The organism is Ruegeria sp. HKCCE4148, from assembly GCF_017872495.1.
GTDB lineage: Bacteria > Pseudomonadota > Alphaproteobacteria > Rhodobacterales > Rhodobacteraceae > Ruegeria.
This window is the reverse complement of sequence record NZ_JAEDOS010000007.1, coordinates 122,683-143,778: the sequence shown is the minus strand read 5'-3', so window position 1 is coordinate 143,778 and position 21,096 is coordinate 122,683. Positions and strand designations below refer to the sequence as shown.

The window sequence follows — 21,096 nt, the reverse complement described above, 5'->3', positions numbered from 1 at the left end:
CCCAACGTAGCATTCTTTAGCATACATAAATGCGGAGCAGAACTTCACGGAACATATCGTTCCGGCTTCGGAGACTGAATACTCTCCAAATACTCAGCAACTTCGATTAGTCTGGAAGGAATACGCGTAACCAAACCATTCCCCGTATCGAATTCGACAGTAGGGCCGTCGTTCAACTCGTTGATTATTGGCATGTCATCGCGAGGTTCTTGAACTTTCAAATAACCGTCCAAGATCGACATGACCTCCAACATGGGCCACACGCCTCCCCTACGGTCGGAAATCTTTGTTAAATCAGCAGGATCAGTTTTCAAACCAGCTGCGTCAGGCCCTTTTCCAGATGCATCGATTCCGTGACATCTGGCGCAATGCTCAACAAAGAAGTCTTTGCCAAGGTCCGAAAACTCATCGGCCGCAGACGTCGTTGCAACCGAACTAATGCCCATGCTTGCAACGATCATAAAGTGCCTCATAAGCCGGAGGTCCTTTGCAACACGAGAGTTTACTACAACAGAAATGGACCGACATCTTCCCCCGGTCAACGTCGGTCCTCTACCATATAACATTTGCTATCCTGTGGCCCAAAACCGATTGATGGGGACAGGCAGCAACGAGCTCAGAACAGCTTCACTATTTAACATTCGAAATTTAGCATGTGAAGGCGCTCGACTCTTTGACATAAATCATATTTCAACTCGCAGTCTGCCAGAATTGGACTCGACACGCCAATTCGGCCAAATGATTTTGAGTGACTGCTTACGCCTAGCAGAACACGGCGCTTCACAATGCTGGGCCTGCAATTGTCACCGGGTCAAAAAAGGTGCAAGTCCAGAACACCGGCAAACGATCAATTACTGACCTAACGCCAAGAACACCAATCTACTGTTGGATGCCTTCTAAGAAAAACAATAACCCTGCTAACTCGCGCGGGGTGGGCGTCAAGACACCCTCGATTTCAACCGGAACCAGGTCTTCCGCCATTTCCCCACCAAATTCCGGCATAACCCGAGCAAGATGGCTGTTTCCTGGGTCGCCATAGATGTAGCTTAGGGCCCGTGCTTGAGGGAAAGTGCCTGCGTTCTTCGCGCTCAATGTTGTCAAATCTGTTGGCTCAACGGAAAGACCGCTGCTTGCCGGGCCACCGCCTCTACCATCCACACCATGACAAGAAGTACAGTTTTCTGAGAAAAAGGCTGCCCCATCAGCGCGAGTGGGCATGACATCGGCGTCAGGATACAAATCTGTACACGACGCTGTGGCTAGAGCGATAAATCCAGCCGATAAAATAACCCACCTTATAGCGTGCATGCTCTACCCCGTTTATTATTCAGCCTACGGTCCAATGTAGAACATGGCAATGAAAGCAACTGCCGTTTTAGGATCGGTGAGGGCCAACTTTACAAAACTCTCACAAAACGATGTAGGGACGCGCATGACGCTGCGTTCCAGTCACTGATTTTATTCATGAAATTCAAGTGTACTCGCCCATAACTTTGCGCGACGTTTGCGCATAATTCTGCACGATTTGCCCAAAAGCCTGCACTCCGAGTCGAAAGCACTCTGACTTCTGTAGTTAGGTGCTCGCAAAACTGACCCAAAGCCAGCGCCTTACAGCTATAAGTACATCTAAGCTAGCAAGCTTCAACACTTGGTTGCGGAAAGTTTGCCACAGGTTATTGGCAATGAACCTGAAACGACGTCCGTCTAAAGACACCAGTGGACTAAAAAGGCGGTATAGTTTTGATGAAACTCCATACACATAGCCTCAACCTGTGATGTCAGGTTCTAGTCGTCCCAATAGTCCTCTTCCTGCCGCCGCCGTTCTTCCGCGCAAGAGGAACAAAGTCCAGTAGCATCTGGGTAGTCTGTTTCTCTATCATCATCCATATAGACTGTCCGAAGACAGTCGGAACACTGTTGGTGTGCCATGCTTACCCTCTAGGTTTAGTTTTGATGAAACCGCCTGATCGGGCCGGCGATTTCATTACCGTTCAATTGTGGTGGATTCTGACTTCTTGCCGCTATGAAACAACAAGGAAGTGGCGGAGCGCCGAGTGCGAAGCGTCCAATCCGCCAAACTATGTTACGGGCAGTTTGCGACGCTCGACTCTCTTCCAATCCCGTCCGGAAACGATGCCCCAGTTTCCCGCTCCGTTAGGGCGACGCCAACGCGGAGTGGCCATCTTCTGAAGTTCGGAAAGCGCTTCGTCATAGGAGTCATACTGAACCTCCTCCCCCTTGGCTCCAATTGTGAATTTACCGCCTCGAGCCAGACGAGGATGGAAATAAGCGTTATCGGTAGCCACCGGAACGAAAACCACTTCATCTTCGAAATCTATGCTGGGCAAGATTGGTGTAACGTTATCCGGCTTTTCCCAAATTGAAGGGTAATATTCCTTCCGACCTTTAAGCCATTGAACAGCACTCGATGCAGTTACACCCTGCTCAGCCTTTACAAGACAGCTTTCGCCGCTCGACAACGATGTAGGTGCGCTCATAACGCTGCATTGTTTACATTGATTTCGTTAAAGAAAATCTTGGAGCTTTGCCCAAAACTCTGCGCGGTACTTGCGCATAACTTTGCACGATTTGCCCATAAGTTTGCGCGTTCCAAAGTACGCGCTCAATTTAAGATAGTTCCTGTACGGGTCCTACAACTTTAGAGCACTGCCCTTCAATCATAAGTGCGCTTTGATTGGCAGTCTTCAACTTTTGACCGATCAAAGTACTTCACTCGCACGCAGGCGATAAACCGCAAACGCGTCAGTTATGAGATGCCTGGACAACAACAGCAAACAAACGCGCATCAGCGCAAATTTATTCGCGCAGGAGAAATGCCACATGGATCTCAAAGACTTCTCCGGCCTGTGGGTCTGCTTTGGGCTGGATGCGGACTCCGCGACAATGAATGCGAACGGCCGCTCTGAGCCCAGAGTGACGGATGCTGCGCAAAGTCTGACTGACTTCCAAGCGCGGCATAGCGGTCACTGGTTCAGCGCCGTTGGTCCCCTTGGTCTTTGCCAAGTTTGTTTTGCTCAGATGAGACGGGCGAAGATTGCTCCTGATGGCTTAGGGCGTCGAGCGAACCTCCGCTTGCCGGACCCCGCAGCGGTTGTATCAGCATCCGGTCGAGCCAGAGGTCGCGGCTTGTGCGAAACTGCTCGATGCCGATCACCATCTCCTTATGTCCCTGCGCAGGCTGCGCAACATAGGTTCCCAGGAGCCGATCCCACCACGGTAGGTTGAAACCGAAGTTCGAGTTGGTTTCGCGTGGATCAATGGAATGGTGCACGCGGTGCATGTCCGGGGTGACGACGATCAATCTTAGGATGCGGTCCACTGGACGGGGAAAATTGATGTTGGCGTGATTGAAAAGCGACGTCGCGTTCAGGATCACCTCGAACAAGAGCACGGCGATTGCAGGCGGACCTAGAGCGGCAACGACGGCCAGTTTTATCCCCATCGAAATGAGGATTTCCACCGGATGGAAGCGCAGTCCCGTGGTCGCGTCGAAGTCGAGATCGGCGTGGTGCATCCGGTGCAGGCGCCAGAGCCCCGGCACTGCGTGGAACATTACGTGCTGGAGGTAGATCGCTAGATCGAGCAGTAGCATCGAGACGACGATGGCAAGCCAGACCGGGGCGTCGATGTTGTTGAAGAGGCCCCACCCGCGCTCCTCGGCCAAAACCGCGAGACCCACTGCGAGGATCGGAAAGGTCAACCTCAGGATCGCGGTGTCGAGCACCACGAGTGCTAGGTTATTTGTCCACCGGACAACGCGCGGAATTTCCCTCCTTCTGCGCGGTGCTCCAATCTCCCACAGCGCCATGACCGCAAGAACGCCCAGAAAGGCGACAAGGCGGATGGTCGGCTCGGCGGCAAGGATTGCGTCGGACATGGTACGTGTGCTCCTAGGTTGGTCGTCGCAATTGGCCAGCAAACACTTATAAGCAACAACCCCACTTTTATCTAAGCAGACATTCAAGCAACACCAACTGAGGTCGGCTTTGTCCGCAGAGCTGCCTTTGTAGAAGCCTGCAGCCAATTACTACTTCGAGCCCTGAGTCACGGATGCTGCAGAGCGGGCAAATGTCCGCTCTGCAATTCCTGTGAAGAATTTGGCAAGCTAATAGAGATTCGTTGTCTGCTTAACGCCGAGAGCAAACGGCGCACCGTTTGGATCACACAGGATGGGGCTATCGGCTTGAACGGTTTCATTATCATTCACAGAAGCCAGACGCGCCCCTTTGGTTTCGGCAGCACGGGAGGCATCGGAGACTGAAGCAACCTTGATGCAAGGAACCCAAGATGCGTTTGAGGCAGTTGACCAAGTCGCGGCATGCTGGATTGCAACAAGTTGGCCCTGAGGCTCGAGGAGGGTGACGCAATCCTTGCCCCGCTGGGGAGAAACCTGCCATCCGAAGAGTTCGATGTAGAACGCTTGCGGAAAGTCATTCCCGTTGCTGACATACACTTCAGGGCCGAACTGCCTTTGCGGTACGGGGAAAGTGTGCCGAGACAAAGAAATCCCCACTAGAGCACCGAGCGGATCGCGGACGAGCGCATTGCGACCGACACCCGGCACCTCGAATGGCTCCCGAACGATCTTACCTCCGAGTGTACCGACGCGGTTGATCGCTATGTCCACATCGGGAACTTCGATGTAAGAGATCCAGCCATTTTCCTGCTCCAGGGGCGTCTCAATCAATCCCGCACCCGCTTCGTCACCGGAAAGGGCAAGGACGAAATCCTGCTCGCCGCCACCCCATGCAAAATCCGATGCCCGCTCGACTTCATACGTCCAGTTGGCGACGTGCTGGTAGAATGCCATCGAACACGCCCTGTCCGATGTGAAAAGGTCATGCCATACGAATTGACCTGCTTTCGACTGTGTCATCGTCTTACTTCCTGACATCTTTGAGCTTTTTGACACCGCGGACCATCTTCCCGAACGCCTTGTCGCGCGACCTTCGTTCCGCAAGACTCGCGGAATTGAAGGCGTCTTCGGCCATGAGCTTGCGCCATCTGCTAAGACGACCGCCATCAAGAGCACCCTCATCGATAGCCTTCAGAACAGCGCATCCCGGCTCGGATTCGTGCTGGCAGTCCCTGAATCGACACCGCACGGCCAACTCCTGAATGTCGGCAAAGAGATCATCAATGCCGTCAGCTGCATCGGTGAGCTGCAATTCCCGCATACCCGGGGTGTCCAGTATCAGACATCCATTGGGCATTGCATGGAGCTCGCGCCGCGTTGTCGTATGCCGCCCCTTGGCGTCGTCCTCGCGAATAGATTGGGTCTCGATGGATTGGCTCTGGAGCAATGCATTGGCTAACGTCGATTTCCCAACGCCAGATGAGCCGAGAAACGCCACCGTCTTGCCGGGCCTGCACCAAGAAGTCAGTTTTGTCCGGGGCGCGTCTCCGCGGGCGTCAAGTGCGACCACATCGATCATGTCCGACACCGTGCGGGCCGTGTCGATGTAGCTTTGCGAGTCCGTCAGGAGGTCGGTCTTTGTGACGACGATGACAGGCGTGATCCCTGCCTCAAAAGTGAGAGCTGCATAGCGTTCCAGCCGGGCCACTTTGAAATCCTGATTGCAGGACGTGACGATAAAGGCGGTATCAATGTTCGCCGCGATCAGTTGTTCCTGCCGGTCGGTTCCGGGCGCACGCCGTTTGATGAGGCTCGTGCGCTCTAGAACCCGACTGGATCGCGGGCGCAAAGGATCCAGCATCAGCCAGTCCCCTACAGTTACATCGGCTCTGGGAGGAAGTATCGTATCGATGCCGTCACCGAGGGCGTGCAGGCCATTGCGATGCACTTCGACAATTCGAACGGGCGGTGTCACCGACAAATCTTCTACGCTGATCTGCTGGGCGAAAAACGGTTGCCATCCCAATGCCTGAAGAGGGTTGAAGTCGGAGTGTCTTCCGGCGTTGCGTGCGCGAAGCGGAAGGAAGTCTGAGTAATCCCTTATCATAGGGTGTCACTTTCATGTCTCTGGCCCAAGTCTGATCTGGGCGCTGTTGGTGAGAAAAAAGTTTGCACATCAAGACTCACCGTCGGCCATAATGTGACGGTGTTTCTTCAGATGTTGAATGTGCTCCGGGAGGCGCGCTGCCTCCCTTCCTTACCGGGACATGAAATCTCCATTTCAGATTATTTGCACATAGGATGAACGCGTGCACAACACAACAGTTGACGGCTGATTTGGAACTCTTCTTCAGTTACCGTAGCAGCAATTCAACAGGAAAAAGACTATGTCAGCTTTGTCCGCTGAGCAGTCATTTCACGAATAACTACTTCGAGCCTATACCCCCCAAGAAGCCGCGCTATGGCGAAGGTCTGTTTTTGCGCTTGGTCGGCAGCATCATGCTTCCGCGTGCTTATGGTCGGTCATTTCCCGGCGCTCAGCCAAGGCTTGGCGCACAATTTGGAAGGCAGACGACAGAAAGAGCCCGGCCATGACGGTTGCCACGACAAGATCAGGCCAACCTGTTGACGTGCCCCAGACACCAAGTGCTGCAAACATCACTGCCACGTTCCCAATCGCGTCATTGCGCGAACACAGCCAAACCGACCGAACATTGGCATCACCATCTTTGTAGCGGACCAAAAGCAAGACGCTTGCTAGATTGGTAAGCAACGCGAGAAAGCCGACGCCCCCCATTATCTCTGCAGTTGGAACGCCCACAAAGAAGACGCGATAGACAGTCGATCCGAACACCCAAAGGCCCATCATCAGAAGGCTGATGCCTTTGAACAGTGCTGCATTCGTTCTTGCGCGGAGAGAGGCCCCGATAACAGCAAGCGAAATGCCGTAGGTGAGCGCATCGCCTGCGAAGTCGAGTGCGTCTGCCTGCAGCGCTTGGGATTTGGCCAAATGACCCGCTGTCATCTCGACAAAGAACATCGTCGCGTTGAGCGCGATCACGATCCAAAGCCGTCTTTTGTAGTCATCTGAAACACCGTCAAACTTGGCGTCATGTCCGCAGCAACCAGCCATGGGAATCCTCTTTCATCTTTGGTTGTTCATGATGTAATGTCTCTAGCGACTAGAGGTTCAAGAGGTTTCTTCATGTTTTCCATTGGCGAGCTTTCTAAGCGCACAAAGGTCAAAGTTCCGACCATCCGGTATTACGAGGAAATGGGACTACTGCCCGAGGCAGAGCGCACGTCAGGCAACCAAAGACGATACGACCAAGCTGGGTTAGAGCGGCTGAGCTTCATCCGCCATGCGCGTGATCTTGGGTTTTCAATTGAAGCAATTTCTTCGCTGATCGAATTGCAGGAGCACCCCGACCGGTCGTGCGAGGCTGCGACGGATATCGCAACATCTCAACTTGAAGAGGTCCGCACCAAGATCAAACGCCTCCGAACACTTGAAAAGGAACTCAACCGGATATCGAAGGGCTGCAATGGTAAAGGCGTTTCCGAAGACTGCTACGTATTAGCATCGTTGGCCGACCACGGCTTGTGCGACAGAGACCACTAGAACACCGAGGGAAGCGGACATTTGACCGCTAAAAGTTAACGGCAGCTAAGTCCGCAACTCAGTCGTTGCCCCGACTATGTCGAACATCTGCCGTTGGTACGAAACTGCCGTATAAGTTAAAGACACTTTGTAGGTCTTGGAGCTAGACTTGGGCGAAAATCATTACTCTGGTCCTTCAGAACCTTGCTTGTATCGCAATCCAGCCGTCGGCGAGTATAGTACGAATATGACAAGAGATCTTGAAGCTAACGCTCAGAAAATCGCTCATGCCCTGACCTCTGGCCAGCAGATACCCAAACTGTCTTCAGAGGCAGGAAAGCTAACACTGGATGACGCTTATTCGCTTGCAAGTCGCGTCCGAGAGCTTCAGGGCAAAAAGAGAGTCGGCCGAAAAGTCGGCTTCACGAACCGCACGATTTGGCCTGTTTACGGTGTGGATCAACCCATTTGGGGAGAGGTCCACGCAGATGGGCTGTTTTCGACTGATCAGCCGGTAAACTTGGCAAGTTATTCAGAACCGAGAATCGAACCAGAAATCGTACTAGGCCTTGGCTATGCCCCGACGGCTGAAATGAACAATGAACAGTTGGCAGGTTGCGTGGAGTGGGTCGCTCCAGGGTTTGAAATCGTGCAATCGATTTATCCCGACTGGAAATTCTCAGTCGAAGATTCAATCGCAGCACAAGGATTGCACGGCTGCCTTGTTCTTGGCGACAAAGTCGCGGCGACGCATGATGTTTTGATCGGCTTGGCCGAAGTGCCACTAGCATTGTTCAAGGGCACCAAGGCCATCGGGTCCGGCAAAGGTGAAAACGCGCTTGGAGGCCCAATTGAAGTCCTGGCTCATCTTGTGTCTCTGCTCTCCGAAGCCGACCAGCTTCAGGGAGGCGAGCTGGTTACAACCGGTACTTTGACAGACGCATGGCCAGTGTCTCCGGGTGAAGAATGGTCAGCTGGTTTTGGTGGCGTGATGGACACCGAGCTCTCGGTACGATTTACATGAGGCTTTGGTAGAGTGGTGACGCCGACTGCACCAAAGAAATGTTGCTCTCAATAGCTGACCATGATGGTCTTCCACTGGTTTCATCAATTCTGGGATGCAAATTAAACGATGCTATCCAAATCAGATTACATGATGTTTCTTAGGCACCCAGCCTGGCTATGGATCAAGAAACACGCCAGGCATCTGTTGCCGCCGATTGACCCCTCATTGCAAGCGCGCTTTGACGAGGGGCACGCGTTTGAGCCTTTTGCTGAGGAGCTATTTGGTGATCTCGTTCACCTCGGTTTTTCAGATTTTTCAGAATACCAGGCTCTGCCCGCGCGTACTTTGGAGGCTTGGAGAAACGGTGCAAACGCAGTGGCGCAGGGACGTTATGAAGATGGAACCATAACTTGCATCTCCGACATCGTGAGCCGCAGTGACGATGGGTACGTTCTGACAGAGATCAAGAGCGGGACTTCTGCAAAGCCCGAGCACACTTTTGATCTCGCATTCCAGCGTGTCGTGCTTGAGGCAGCCGGGTTCCCCATTGCGCGCTGCGAAGTGGCACATGTGAACCGTGACTACGTCAGAAACGGCGAAATCAATCCGCGAGAGCTTGTCAGCATCACTGACATCACGGATGCGGTGACTGAGCAGCTCGAAAAAACACGCACGCGTATCGATCAGGCATTGAGCGTCGTTGCCAGCGGTACGATGCCTGATCCGTCCCCCGAACGTGCGCGCCTTAAATCCTACGGTGAATGGCTGGAGATCCGCGAGAAGCTCGACCCTCCAATCGCGCAAGACAGCATCCACCGCCTTCCGTTCATGAACGCGGAAAAAGCCTCCGCACTCATCGCAGACGGGATCACAAAGATTGACGAGATCAGTGATCCATCTGTGTTGGGCAAGTCAACACAGCGCTACTTGAGAGCAGTGGCAAACGGTGCACGCACAATCGACCATCAGGAGTTGAGCAGGTTTCTGAGCGAGATTGTCTATCCGGTTTATTTTTTTGACTACGAGACGTCTCAGAGTTTGCTGCCACCTTGGGACGGAACGCGTCCCTATCAGCAAGTGGCTTTCCAGTATTCCTTGCATATCCAGCGTGAGCCTGGCGGAGAAATTGAGCACAGGGAGTATCTCCACCGAGACGCCAGTAACCCGATGCCAGCCTTGCTGAAAAGGCTTCGTGAGGACATAGGAGACGTTGGCTCTTTAGTGGTTTGGTATGCGCCGTTCGAGAAATCGCGCAATACGGAAATGGCGGAAACCTATCCAGAGCACGCTGGGTTTCTGGAAGACTTAAACGCCCGCGTAGTTGATCTGATGAAGCCGTTTGCGGATGAAGTGATCAACGATCCCGCGTTCAAGGGAAGCGCCTCCATCAAGGCCGTTCTTCCAGCGCTTTTGCCAGAACTTTCATACGATGATCTGGACATCAAAGAGGGAGCGAGCGCGTCTCGCCTTTGGAAGGACGTAACACTGACCGAACCGGATGATCCAGAGCGCGAGAAGGTCTATTCTGATCTTGTGGCGTATTGCACGCGCGACACCTGGGCGATGGTCGCAATTCACCGGGAACTGCTGGCGATGTGAGGTGTGCTGCGAACCTCAAAACAACTTGCGGTGCTGCTCCCCAAGGAGACTAGGCGAATTACCGGAGTTACGGCGCCCCCAAGACTTAATCTTGCCACTCCAACCGATACAAGACGTGGTGACCGCGTAGACCTTTAAGGAGTCTGGGTTCTATTTCAGAAAAAGAGAAATCGGTTCGTCCTCCGACCATGGCACGAGTCGCATCTGAAACGAGTATCTCGCCCGCCGCACCAACGGTCGTTATGCGTGACGCTTTGTTGACCACAGTGCCAAAAAAATCTCCACGAGATTGCACGACATCACCAGTATGAATCCCAATCCGGACACCGAAAGATGGCTCCTCGGAAGCCGATGCAATGGCCCCCTGAATCTTGATAGCGGCCGTTAGTGCTTCTTTCGCGGACGGAAAGACGGACAACGTTCCGTCTCCAAGGGATTTCACGAACTGGCCATGATACTTTTCGATGATCGCCGCCAAGACTTGGAAGTGGTTTTCGATCAGCACCGACCAACGCTGATCGCCCAACGCCTCCGCCAACGTTGTGCTGCCCTCCACATCAGTGAAAAGTACCGAAGCCAAACCTTCGGTTTGGACCAGCTCGGGTCCATCTTCACGCGCAGCATCCACCAGTTTTTGGATGGCCAGCTGTTCTTTACCCACGAGTTCAATATTTGGAGTGGGTACTGAAGCGTGGCGATTGATGATCTTCCAGGCCGCACCCTCCAAGACAAAAATCAGAACGGTGCGGTAAAAGACGGCTTCATCAAAGCCGACAAACTGAATCTTATGGACGAAGGATGACCATCCCGTTTCTCCGTTTTCGAAGGCCTCAGCTTCAACTTCTTCGAAAACGACGGGTGCCGGGATCTCCGCAAAAAATCCGCTAACCCCATCGCGAACTGCTTGCCCGCTCCAAAACTCACCTTCGCCTGTGCCAACGAACCTTAGTTCATCTGCTTGCGACAGAAAATCCTGCAACTCGTCAGTATTCTTTTTGGTTCTGAGTATTTCATACCAACGCCTCGAAACCGCCAGCAGCTCAGGTGAGGAACGTATCGTCACAAATGACTCGAGACGCTAAATGGAATGAGGCTTACAAGGTCTTGCAACCGGGATCTCCATTTTTCGAAAGATGCAGGTCAATGCTGCCGCTGACGTTTGGTCAGATCAAGACTTTTGTATTTCTCCAGAACACAGCGCGTCAGACGCAGATCAAAAGACGCGCGTCGGTTCAGAGCGAACTATCGACGGAGTTTCTGAGCTCGAGTCTGGATCACAGGGCATCGAATCGCTTCGCTGTCTGAGAACTACTCGACGCTGTACTGGCCCGCAAAATAGGATGCTTCATTCTTTTTGGCACACGCTAAGCTAGAAGGTTCCCAGAACTACGCGGTGAATTTCGAAGTGCAGCACGCTCCGTCTTGACATGGTTATGCGAACTGGTTCAGCTTGCGGTCATGACGTTCACACGCATCCACTGCCATCGAATATCGGCCTGAAGTCGATAACCCACGCGAAATCCGCGGGAGGCAGCATTGGTATGCGGGCGAGGCTTATATCCTTGTAATTGCTCCAGATTAGAGTGCACGAGTCGGTTCGATTCCGACGCCTCCTACCATCCTTAGGAGGTGTCCGACATGGCGGACGACGTCACGAACACAATTGATTTCAACGATATCAAGCAATCGGTCGAGGAGAGCCTCGGACGCACACCCGAAGGCTGGTCCGGCTTGGTCACCGCGCTCTTCACAGAGGTTAAGGAATACTGCGATCTGAAGGGTGCCACCTACCCCTTTGTCCTCCAGATCAAGGGGAAGCTGGGAGAGCTCCGCATCTACCACAGGTGTGATGATCGACACATCCAGTCGATGATCATCGCCACGATTGCACGAGCAAATCGTACCTGTGAGCGCTGCTCAAACGCTGCCGAGACCCAGCTGTTGGACGGCTGGTACACGACATTGTGTTGTTGGTGCGCGCATGATGTCGCGACCAAGCGCCATCCGAAACGGCACCGGCTATTTGGCGTTCGAAAAAAGCGTGTTCGAGATCGAATGACCTGCGGTGTCTGCGGATATTACGGCCAGATTGACCGAACGGATGACCGTAATCGGTGCCCCGCGTGCGTGAAGAAGGACTGGTGATGACCGCCGAACAACAAGTGATCTTCAATAAGATTATGGAAGACTACGATGATGAGGACTACGCCCGGAAGCTCATGAATACGAGCTCGCTGGCCACCGGTCATGTCCCGCCGATTGCCCTTTGCCAGATCTCGAGAGGGGTCTTCCATCTCAACAAGACCAAGTTCTGGAGAGTGTAACTGATGGGTGATGTCGAAAAGAGCTGGAAGGAATTCCGGGAAAAGGTCCGAGGTGTGATCGAGGACCATGGAGCGCCGGCTGATCTCCGCTCATTTGACGCCTGGTACGCCGAAGAGATGCGTTTGGTGATGGCGCACAACTACCCAGCTCCGCACGTCCCTGACGTCACATGGTCGACCGAGGGTCTGCATGTCGAGTGTGATGACCGCGAAGTGGTCGACCATATGATGACTGCTATGGCGCAGGTTTCACACGATCTCAAAGAGGCGCGCGCCCGGAGGTCAGTGATGAGCAGTGTTGTCGACTGGAATGATATTCATGGAAGCGTCTTCAAGCAGCTTGGTGAGTATCGTGCCGGGTGGGCGGAGCAGCTTACGCTTGCACTTGAGAAAGTGAAGAGGTTGATCGACGAGCAGCCCGACCTGTTTGGTGATGAACACCCGTCCATCGTTCAGATCAAACAGAAATGGGGAGGCTTGCGCGTCTATGAGGGCCCGGGCTGCAACCAGGCTACGAGTGAAGAGATTCAATGGCGTGTCGATCAGATTGAGCAAACCTGTGAAGGTTGTTCTAATTCTGCTCAACGCCAGAACATCGTTGGGTTTGTGACGACGCTTTGCAGCTGGTGCTACAATGATGCTCTGAGGCGGCGTTTTGAGGGCGCCGAAGAATCCTGGCCCGACAGCCTGAGGCTGGACGTTGTGGAAAACTATCCGGACCTCGTTTCCCCGGATTGCGCATCTCTTGTTCCTGCTGTCGGAAAGGGCTGGCTCGTCATGATTTCGCAAGCACTCCACAAGCTTTCCTTCAGTCAGGAATTCAGGGCACTGGACCCTGGAACTATTCAGATCTCGGATATTAAGAAAGGCCAGGATGGCCAGATTTCCATCGGTTTCAGTCGATACCACGATCTCATTCAGGAGTACGCTGACTGGATGGAGTTTCGATGCGGTGTGACGTGTGAAGAGTGTGGCCACGTTGGTGACATCGTTCGGACAGCCGACAGGTCTCAAGTGCTCTGTTCTCACTGTTACTGTACTCGGGAGAAGTCTGATGGGTGATGATGACGACGTTGAGCTGGATGAACAAACCTTGCGTTTGCTTAGGCTTCGGGAGGCTGAAATTGCGGCCGGTCGAGCAAAACTTACCAAGCCGATTACCTCGGATGAGATCCGGTCGCGAAAGGTGCCTGATCCGAAGGGTAAGCCAGATGAGTGACGAGACTTCAGGAGAGGAAATCCCAATTTTCGTAATCTGCGAGACTTTGGTGAACGGCCAACTCCGAGCGATTGAAGGAAAAGAAACCACTGTAAAACCAAACAAGATCTTAGTCTTGGCGATCAGTGTCGAGGATGTTGAGTGATGACAGATGATTTTTCAGAAGAAGAGATCTTCGGGCGCCCGTTGCAGGATGTTCCTCTGGATGCCTTGATCGCAGAGTTGCAAGCTCGTCGCAGAGAGGGTCCGGAGGTCTGGCTTGCATTGCGCAAAATGATTTTCGAGCAAATCGCCGATTTTGCACAGCGTCCGGCCGATGCGCCCAAATGGCGGGATGAATGGGTCAAAGAGAACACCTGGGATCTAGTGACTGACGACCATGATGTCGAGATCACTGATGGTAGCGGCAACGTGTTCGACGACCTCGGGATCGAAGACCCAAGGAAGAAGACTTGGTGATGGGGGCCGAGCATTTCAGCTTGATCTTACCCTGAGAAACCCGCTCGAAGCATACAAGTGGTTAAAAAAGAGATTTCCTGACGTAGAAAAAGATAGACCAGCTTGGTTGGGTATGACCCTGGTCATGTTTTTGATGAAAATAGAAGAACTGGATCCGACCACTGCTGAAAGACTAGCGCCCCAGGTCTTCGGCGGACAAATGAGACAAGTCGAGCTAAAGGCCGAGTTCGACCGACTCCGACAGGAGCGAGCAGAAAAGCACTCGGATACAAATCTTTCAAAACTATCCTCTCCTCAACGCGCGCAAATTTTTGATCAAACTGTTTTCTCTTTTCTAAGGGTATATGGCCCCAAGATGTTCGGATCCGACAACGCGGTGCTCAAAGACGGAAGGAGCCTAGGTTCATTGTATCCTGACTACGTCATCGAAGTTGATGGGAAGCCCAAAGTAGCGGTCGAAATAAACGCGCACAGGACAAGAGTAGAAAGACAGTTCGCAATAAATACACTTGGCTATCTTTGGCTCCTTAGGAGACTTGTACCAGAGGCGCTCTTAGTCGTACCTCAAGACTCTGGTTATGACCTGAAACATCTGGCAAAGCTCCGAGATGAGATTGGTCTTGATGGAATTCGTTTCGCAACATTACCAGAAGCTGGAGCCAGGCGTTTTGAAGACTTGGTGGTTCAGGAGTAAGCAACGGGTTAAGGATAGTCGATCCAGATTTGAGGTCGCTGGGCTGCTTATTTAACAACCATATCTTTGCCAGTTGCAAAGTCGTAAGCCTCCGGACTTGGCCCATCTGTTCTCAACCGAAGAAGTCTTTCCTTTCCTTCTGTCAGGCTCGGGATATGGCCAGCCCAGATTGGCCAGATACTCGTCTGTCGAGCAGCAGCCCAAACCCGACATTAAAAACAAGACTTTGCAATTCCAGCTTTGCGAACTTTGCCGCCCCTCACCGAACGAAACAAGAGGTTTCGTGCTACGATTGCAAAGAGACTAAAGCTGTAAGGAGAAGAAGTCATGGATGGCAAGGTATGTCTCATCATCGGTTTTGGCCCGGGCTTGGGTGCCGCATATGCTGAGGTTTTCAAGCAGGCCGGTTACTCTCTCGCACTGCTGAGTCGTTCGGGCGCCACACTCGGTGACGACGGTTCAACTGATACGTCAGTTCGATCCTACAGATGCGACGCCGGAGACCCTGAAAACTTGAAGAAAGCGCTTGCCACAGTCCAGAGCGAACTAGGCGAAATTGATGTCGTTATCTACAACGCAGACCTCGCACAGTTTGGAACGCTTGAAGACGTTTCGGAGCTCCAGTTCGAGCAGAGTTGGCGCGTCGGGGCTCTTGGTCTTTTTACTACCGCAAAGCTTCTAGGGCCTCAGATGGTCGAACGTGGTTCCGGAGTGATCATTGTGTCGGGCGCGACCGCTGCGCTTCGTGGGAACGTTTGGACTACTGTTTTTGCGCCTTCAAAGTCTGCCCAACGTACGCTGGCAAATGCACTGGCAAAGCAACTCGGTCCTAGGGGTGTACATGTGGCGTATCTCGTTATCGACGGTGTGATCGACACCGAGGACACTCGAACGAACTTTGCACCAGATGAACCCGATGACTTCTTTATCAAGCCAGAGCGGATTGCGGAGACAGCTCTGATGTTGGTGCGACAAGACAAGTCGGCCTGGACATTCGAACTCGACATTCGCCCCTTCGGAGAAAAGTGGTAGCTCTCTGACAGCCCGAAGCAGCCATTCACAAGAGGACTTTGAATTTCCTGAAAAGCAGACAAAGCTGTCGTTTTCTTTTAGCGCCCTATGGTTGTCTTTTTGACCTTTTAGGCACGCCGAGAACTTGAGCACTTCTCTATAAGTTGGGGGATGGCCCACTCACTAACCATCCCCCAGCCGAACTGGACTACAAAGGTCCAGGACGGTTGACTAAAACCCTTCAATTGCGGTTTCGACCTGGCCACAAAACTTATCAATATCGCGCTCAAGCATATCGCTTTCTCGGGTCTCATCTCTGACCGCAGATAGTTCATCTACAACAGCCCGCAAATCTTCTTATGGAGCTGCCTCCGCGATGCGCCCCAAAGCTCGAATAACCTGCTGGGTGAAGCAGCCGGTACATCCCATTCGCGGACCTTCGCAACCAAGCTTTGCAAATTCCGAAATGCCAACCGAACAGACTTTTGTCCGAGATTACACCCGATACCAGTTTTCAACTTCTCGGGCGGCTGCTTCGGCTGAAAAAGTAGTCTCTACCTCTGCGATTGCGTACTTTACTTCGTCTGAGCTAGCACCGAGTTCTAAGACGTTCGCATTCAGGTCATGGGCTGACCCGGCATCTGAATAAATCGTATCGACCGCAATTCTGACAACGTTTCGGTGTTGCAGCAGGTGCTCAAAAAACCGCACATAGATCAGCTCCTCGTACGGAGAATGAATATCCGCTTCAGAGATTAAGCCCAATTCTGCGGCCTTGGCACACGTTAAACGCCAAGCCAGTTCCATTGTGGATGGTGGCGCGTCCCTAGCCTCATCAGGATGTCTGGGGTTCGCAAACGTAGATCTTCGAATAGCTTCGAGATTGGCACGCAAGCCCTTTGTGGGAACCGGATAAATGAATTTGGTTTCCTCTGAAGCTAAGGCAGGCTCAAGCTGATCCGGCTGCGCCTGGATGAACTCTGAAAACCTGTTTCCGATGATAGGGACTTCACCGACAATCATGCCTGTGGGGTCGGTATTCTCCGCCAGCCATCGCGCCAGTGCTCTCCGCCCCCACAGCCCGGCTGCCTTTCGGATCAACGGATGAGTTCCATCCGAAACATCCGGATACCTCGCGAGTATATCTTCGGTTTGAAACGCCGCGAGCCCCGTATCCCAACGCATGATATGCACACGACGTCCCAAGGAGATCGCAATGGATATCTGCTGACGCAACAGGAATGACTTTCCAGATGCCGGTAATCCAGTGAAGAAAACCATGCGGCAACGACGTGCAGCGTCCGCCAAGTGTCTTCCAATCTCTGTGTCCGCAAAACTGTCCTTTGAAATAACGAATCTCCTAATTCGGTGTCGGCAACAGCGTTAGGTAGCAAGCGCAACTTGGTTCCAAAACCGCTACAAACATTCTATGCCCGCCCTTCTGAAGGCGATGTTTGCAAGCAATCTCGGCGTTAGTTCTCTGAAACTTCAATACCGGCAATGCGAAGCCCATCCATTATCTTTTCGATCAGCTCCGTTGGCATTCCACGTGCTCGATACGGTGCGCGTGGATCGTCAAGAAACTCCGGGTGTTCGTTTTGCAAGCGTCGCGCCATCTCTTGCGCCTTTTGTTGCTCGCCGTCCAAAGCATAGCTTGCAGTCAGGCTTGCCATCGACATGGTGGATTTCGGCGTACCCCAGCTCAAGATGACTTTTTGTGCTTCATCATAATTGTCTTGCAAGATCGCGTGCAGCACCCAAGCGTTGTTGTAGCCAGGATGAAGTTTGGGGTTGAGGTCTTTTGCGCGGGAAATCCACTCTTTACCTTTTTCAAACTCGCCGGAGTAAGCAAGAAAGATACCCAGATCCGCGAGGATCCAGGAATCATTGGGACTAAGCTCCGTGGCGTTCTTTGCGTGTTCAAAGAAGACCGCCTTGTCTTCTCCCGTCATTCTGCTGAGGATTGCCAGGGCGTAGTGCGCATCCGCATTGTCCGGGTCTTCCTCAAGTGCACGTGTGGCGGCGTCTCGGGCCTTATTTGCCCAATCCGGATCGGTGTCGAATGATCGTTTCTTAGACTCGAGATAGTTAAAGGCCAATCGCGACCAAGCAAGAGAGTAACCAGGTTCTTCCTTCACGGTTCGCAGTAGACAGTCCCGAGCCTTGCGATGCGCTTCAATGCTGAAACTTTGATAAAACCAGAATCCCAACAGATAGCATTCATAGGCTTCCAGGTTTTCCGGTGCCTTGTCGCGGATAGCCTGCTGTACAGAAGCGTTGAACAACGGGGCATCGCTTGAGCCGATTTGCGAGGCGACCTTTCTTGCAATCTCAACCTGGATATCCAGGACATTTGAGATGCTTAGGTCCATATCAAAGGGGCCCGGCGGCGTGAGTTGACGGCAAGTCCTTGCATTGATGAACGTAGTTGTCACCCGCAGTTTCGAGTCAGACCGTTGGGCCGTGCCGCCAAGTATGTAATCGGCCCCTAACGCATCCTTGATCGCTTCGCAATCTATCTGACTGCTGAAGTCGGCGCCAGCTTCGGGAGCTATAACAAACAGGTTTGAGAACTTCGCCAACAAGGCATTAAGATCACGCGTCAAACCTTCAGCGAAATACTCGTCTTCCTTGTTTTCCCCGATTGTTTCAAAAGGTATAATGACAATCCGCGCACCTGACGGAAGGTCGCGCGGATCATCTCTTCCAAAGACAAAAAAAGCTGAAATCGCGGTAACTGTGGCGACAACAGCCGTCGCGGCAGTCCATCGGATCGCTGCGCTGCGCTTGGGTTTGACCGCAAGTTCCGGAGGCCAGGTCCAAACCTCGACCTTATTAGCGATATTCTTCAATTCATGGGCGCCAGCATGCGCAAATTCCGCGTCCACCTTTCCCGAAAGTTGATCGGCAACTGCTTTGGAAACACAAATGCCTCCGGGCGGTGCGATTGCTTCCAACCGAGAGGCAATGTTGACGCCGTCTCCCAGCAGATTATCGCCATCTGCCACGACGTCACCGAGATGTATTCCGATACGAAGGTTCATGCGCCCTTTTTCCGGCAGATCGAGGTTGCGAGCTTTCAGTTCTCTTTGAATTTCCAATGCACAGCGGGACGCGTCCGTTGCACTTGTGAATTCAGCGATGACGCTGTCACCCGCGCTGCCGAACACGCGACCACCATAGTTTGAGATGAGGTCATCAATGAGTTTTCGGTAGCTCTTTAGGGTGGTAATCGTGCCCTCTTCATCACGCCCGATCAGGCGTGAGAATCCCACAAAATCCGCAGCCAGAATGGCGGTTAGACGGCGTTCCATAAGTCCCCCCGTACCACTTTAATGAAAGTTACCTGGGTTCTCGAACAAAATCTAAGTTCTTACCCAAGCTCATAACTACTCATTTGGAAAGAGATCGACCGGCCAACTTTGCCTAAACTTCAGATAGTTCACAAACGCTTGGCCGCTGCCTTCGGAGATGCGCAACGCTGTGCTATGATTTTCTGTGACCTAACCACAAAGGTACACTTTTGATGCGACCCGAAACGCGCAATCGCATTTTGACGCTCAGTATTGTCATTGCTGTTATTGCTGCAAGTCCGAAAGAGGCCTTTGCCTCGGACGGAGAGTGTGGCGCGCCAGATGTACCTTGCACACTGGAAGGCGGTGAGTACTACGTGGCCCTACCAGATGTTCCGGATGAACCGCCTGCCGTCATTTGGTTGCACGGTTATGGACGGTCTGGGAAAGGGATGATCCAGAACTCCGCCTATGTCGATCCTTTCATCCGGCGCGGCTACGCTGTGATTATGCCGAGCGGGCAGCCCAGTATTAATAACAAAGACCTCGATTGGGGCGTGGCTGACGGGTATGACCTGGCACGGGATGATGTCGCCTTTATCGACGCCGTGCGCGCCGACGCGGTGGAGCGCTTCGGTATAGACCCGTCGAGAATACTGATCGCAGGTTTCTCCCGCGGCGGTTCGATGGTCTGGGACATTGCGTGCCAAGCGCCAGAGATGGCAAGAGGCTTTGCCGCTGTGGCTGGAGCATTCTGGGAGCCCATGACCACTGAGTGCGATGCGCCAGTTCACCTATTTCACGTACATGGCTTCAAGGATCGAATGGTGCCGTTCGAAGGCCGACAGCTGACATGGGAGGGTGTTGATTTTCACCAGGGTAACGTCATGAAGGGCTTGGATGTCTGGCGCCGCGAGAACGCCTGCTTGGGTAGCGCGGAAAACAGCTTTGGCGATGACGACTCGATGCAGAAGGACTGGATGGATTGTGAGGCAGGCTCGATCCGGCTGAAAGTCACCAAAGGTGGACACGGCGTGCCGGAGGGATGGCGGGACGCGGTGCTCGATTGGTTCGAAGCTATACCTTGAACACTTGAGTGCCCTTATACCCTTCGGTTGCTTTGGTCGTAGATGAATTCAGTAGCACCCGACTTGTTTGATGAAAGGGTGGGAAAATGAAAGAACAGGTTTCCGATCACTATGGTCGCAGCCGTAGCCTGATCGACCAAATAGCTGATCGCCTGAAGGCCGCGGGCGTTGACCCGAAGAAACTGTGCGCCGCTGATTTTGAGCCTATCGATGAGTTCCATTTTCGAGGCAGACAGGCGACTTTACAGCTACTGGAGAAACTGGAGCTAGCGCCAGGTTCGAATGTGCTTGATATTGGTAGTGGCCTGGGTGGGGTCACCAGAACAATTGCTGAAGAAGTACAGGGCAAGGTTACTGGCATAGATCTGACGCAAGAGTTTTGCGACGCAGCCAAGACCATTTCAGATTGGGTCGCTCTCAATGAACAAACCACGTTTATTCAGGGAGATGCAACAAAGCTGCCATTTTCGGACAGCAGTTTTGATGGCGCGGTAACTGTCCATGTTGCAATGAACATCCCGGACAAGCTTTCGGTGTACAAAGAGGCCCGTCGTGTCCTGAAGCCGGGAGCACGATTTGGCATTTATGACATTCTACAGGGTGAAGGTGGTGACGTTGTATATCCGACACCATGGGCCATGGATGCCTTAATCAGCTATCTCGCGACCCCGAAAGAAATGGTCAGTTTGCTGCAAGATGCAGGTTTTGGGATTTTGGACGAAGAAGATTCAACGGCTGAAAGCTACGAATGGCTAAAGGCGAGAGTTTCGAAGCCCAAGTCTAAGAGCACCGTGCCGGTTACGACTCAGATACTATTTGGGGAAATCGCCAGCGATATGGTTCAGAACCAACTTCTGGCTTTGGACGAACGTCGTTTGTTAACGTACCGCTTCATTTGCGTGGCCTGACGATGGGGTTGCGCCGA

Annotated in this window: 23 protein-coding genes and 1 tRNA gene; 14 read left to right on the top strand and 10 right to left on the bottom strand. The window is 52.8% G+C overall.

Going from position 1 to position 21,096, the window contains the following annotated elements; genetic code table 11:
- Positions 1-44: 44 nt before the first annotated feature.
- The 7 genes from I9187_RS17420 to I9187_RS17390 form a co-directional block, all read right to left on the bottom strand.
- Entirely contained in the window at positions 45-461 is a 417-nt protein-coding gene (locus I9187_RS17420; RefSeq protein ID WP_171181979.1) for a cytochrome c, read from the bottom strand.
- Between the two features lie 418 nt (positions 462-879).
- The gene (locus I9187_RS17415; protein ID WP_171239062.1) at positions 880-1,218 is read right to left on the bottom strand and encodes a cytochrome c; all 339 of its coding nucleotides are present in this window, start codon (positions 1,216-1,218) and stop codon (positions 880-882) included.
- A gap of 860 nt (positions 1,219-2,078) precedes the next feature.
- A complete protein-coding gene (locus I9187_RS17410) occupies positions 2,079-2,498 on the bottom strand; it encodes a hypothetical protein (protein ID WP_209940277.1) in 420 nt (139 codons plus the stop codon).
- 494 nt (positions 2,499-2,992) lie between these two features.
- Positions 2,993-3,898, bottom strand: coding sequence for a sterol desaturase family protein (locus I9187_RS17405; protein ID WP_209940276.1), 906 nt, complete (start codon positions 3,896-3,898; stop codon positions 2,993-2,995).
- Between the two features lie 228 nt (positions 3,899-4,126).
- Positions 4,127-4,897 (bottom strand): VOC family protein, encoded by a 771-nt coding sequence (locus tag I9187_RS17400; RefSeq protein WP_237217125.1) that lies wholly within the window; start codon positions 4,895-4,897, stop codon positions 4,127-4,129.
- A gap of 4 nt (positions 4,898-4,901) precedes the next feature.
- Positions 4,902-5,984 (bottom strand): ribosome small subunit-dependent GTPase A, encoded by a 1,083-nt coding sequence (gene rsgA / locus I9187_RS17395; protein ID WP_171181864.1) that lies wholly within the window; start codon positions 5,982-5,984, stop codon positions 4,902-4,904.
- 390 nt (positions 5,985-6,374) lie between these two features.
- Entirely contained in the window at positions 6,375-7,010 is a 636-nt protein-coding gene (locus tag I9187_RS17390; RefSeq protein ID WP_170459099.1) for a cation diffusion facilitator family transporter, read from the bottom strand.
- A gap of 72 nt (positions 7,011-7,082) precedes the next feature.
- Here I9187_RS17390 and I9187_RS17385 point away from each other — a divergent pair, with 72 nt between their 5' ends.
- From I9187_RS17385 to I9187_RS17375, 3 genes are all read left to right on the top strand, one after another.
- Positions 7,083-7,499 (top strand): helix-turn-helix domain-containing protein, encoded by a 417-nt coding sequence (locus I9187_RS17385; RefSeq protein ID WP_170459097.1) that lies wholly within the window; start codon positions 7,083-7,085, stop codon positions 7,497-7,499.
- Positions 7,500-7,725: 226 nt separating this feature from the next.
- Entirely contained in the window at positions 7,726-8,502 is a 777-nt protein-coding gene (locus tag I9187_RS17380; protein WP_170791928.1) for a fumarylacetoacetate hydrolase family protein, read from the top strand.
- A 108-nt stretch (positions 8,503-8,610) separates the two neighbouring features.
- On the top strand, positions 8,611-10,083 hold the full coding sequence (locus I9187_RS17375) for a DUF2779 domain-containing protein (protein ID WP_170585298.1): 1,473 nt from the start codon (positions 8,611-8,613) through the stop codon (positions 10,081-10,083).
- Positions 10,084-10,168: 85 nt separating this feature from the next.
- Here the strand turns inward: I9187_RS17375 and I9187_RS17370 are convergent, their stop codons facing one another.
- Positions 10,169-11,146, bottom strand: a complete 978-nt coding sequence (locus tag I9187_RS17370) for an adenylate/guanylate cyclase domain-containing protein (protein WP_348540132.1) — start codon at positions 11,144-11,146, stop codon at positions 10,169-10,171.
- A gap of 462 nt (positions 11,147-11,608) precedes the next feature.
- Here I9187_RS17370 and I9187_RS17365 point away from each other — a divergent pair.
- From I9187_RS17365 to I9187_RS17320, 9 genes are all read left to right on the top strand, one after another.
- A tRNA-OTHER gene (locus I9187_RS17365) sits at positions 11,609-11,702 on the top strand.
- A 19-nt stretch (positions 11,703-11,721) separates the two neighbouring features.
- A complete protein-coding gene (locus I9187_RS17360) occupies positions 11,722-12,228 on the top strand; it encodes a hypothetical protein (protein WP_170679187.1) in 507 nt (168 codons plus the stop codon).
- On the top strand, positions 12,228-12,407 hold the full coding sequence (locus I9187_RS17355) for a hypothetical protein (RefSeq protein WP_170428335.1): 180 nt from the start codon (positions 12,228-12,230) through the stop codon (positions 12,405-12,407). The genes I9187_RS17360 and I9187_RS17355 overlap by 1 nt, the downstream gene beginning before the upstream one ends.
- 3 nt (positions 12,408-12,410) lie before the next feature.
- Positions 12,411-13,469 (top strand): hypothetical protein, encoded by a 1,059-nt coding sequence (locus I9187_RS17350; RefSeq protein WP_170679183.1) that lies wholly within the window; start codon positions 12,411-12,413, stop codon positions 13,467-13,469.
- The gene (locus tag I9187_RS17345; RefSeq protein WP_170334772.1) at positions 13,462-13,626 is read left to right on the top strand and encodes a hypothetical protein; all 165 of its coding nucleotides are present in this window, start codon (positions 13,462-13,464) and stop codon (positions 13,624-13,626) included. Before I9187_RS17350 ends, I9187_RS17345 begins: the two co-directional genes overlap by 8 nt.
- Positions 13,619-13,771 (top strand): hypothetical protein, encoded by a 153-nt coding sequence (locus I9187_RS17340; RefSeq protein ID WP_209940275.1) that lies wholly within the window; start codon positions 13,619-13,621, stop codon positions 13,769-13,771. The genes I9187_RS17345 and I9187_RS17340 overlap by 8 nt, the downstream gene beginning before the upstream one ends.
- Positions 13,771-14,085 (top strand): hypothetical protein, encoded by a 315-nt coding sequence (locus tag I9187_RS17335; protein ID WP_170679181.1) that lies wholly within the window; start codon positions 13,771-13,773, stop codon positions 14,083-14,085. The genes I9187_RS17340 and I9187_RS17335 overlap by 1 nt, the downstream gene beginning before the upstream one ends.
- Positions 14,024-14,779 (top strand): hypothetical protein, encoded by a 756-nt coding sequence (locus I9187_RS17330; protein WP_209940274.1) that lies wholly within the window; start codon positions 14,024-14,026, stop codon positions 14,777-14,779. Before I9187_RS17335 ends, I9187_RS17330 begins: the two co-directional genes overlap by 62 nt.
- A gap of 327 nt (positions 14,780-15,106) precedes the next feature.
- Positions 15,107-15,811 carry an SDR family NAD(P)-dependent oxidoreductase gene (locus I9187_RS17320; protein WP_171239060.1) on the top strand — a complete coding sequence of 235 codons (705 nt, stop codon included), beginning with the start codon at positions 15,107-15,109 and terminating at the stop codon, positions 15,809-15,811.
- A gap of 474 nt (positions 15,812-16,285) precedes the next feature.
- Here I9187_RS17320 and I9187_RS17315 read toward each other — a convergent pair whose 3' ends face one another.
- Both I9187_RS17315 and I9187_RS17310 read right to left on the bottom strand, forming a co-directional pair.
- Entirely contained in the window at positions 16,286-17,098 is an 813-nt protein-coding gene (locus I9187_RS17315) for a hypothetical protein (protein WP_170486092.1), read from the bottom strand.
- Positions 17,099-17,262: 164 nt separating this feature from the next.
- On the bottom strand, positions 17,263-19,104 hold the full coding sequence (locus I9187_RS17310) for an adenylate/guanylate cyclase domain-containing protein (protein WP_170486093.1): 1,842 nt from the start codon (positions 19,102-19,104) through the stop codon (positions 17,263-17,265).
- 212 nt (positions 19,105-19,316) lie between these two features.
- Between I9187_RS17310 and I9187_RS17305 the strand changes: the two genes are divergently transcribed.
- Together I9187_RS17305 and I9187_RS17300 are read left to right on the top strand one after the other, a co-directional pair.
- Positions 19,317-20,171 (top strand): polyhydroxybutyrate depolymerase, encoded by an 855-nt coding sequence (locus I9187_RS17305; RefSeq protein ID WP_170486094.1) that lies wholly within the window; start codon positions 19,317-19,319, stop codon positions 20,169-20,171.
- Between the two features lie 86 nt (positions 20,172-20,257).
- Complete coding sequence (locus I9187_RS17300; protein ID WP_170486095.1) at positions 20,258-21,079, top strand: methyltransferase domain-containing protein; 822 nt, start codon at positions 20,258-20,260, stop codon at positions 21,077-21,079.
- The last annotated feature ends 17 nt before the right edge of the window (positions 21,080-21,096 follow it).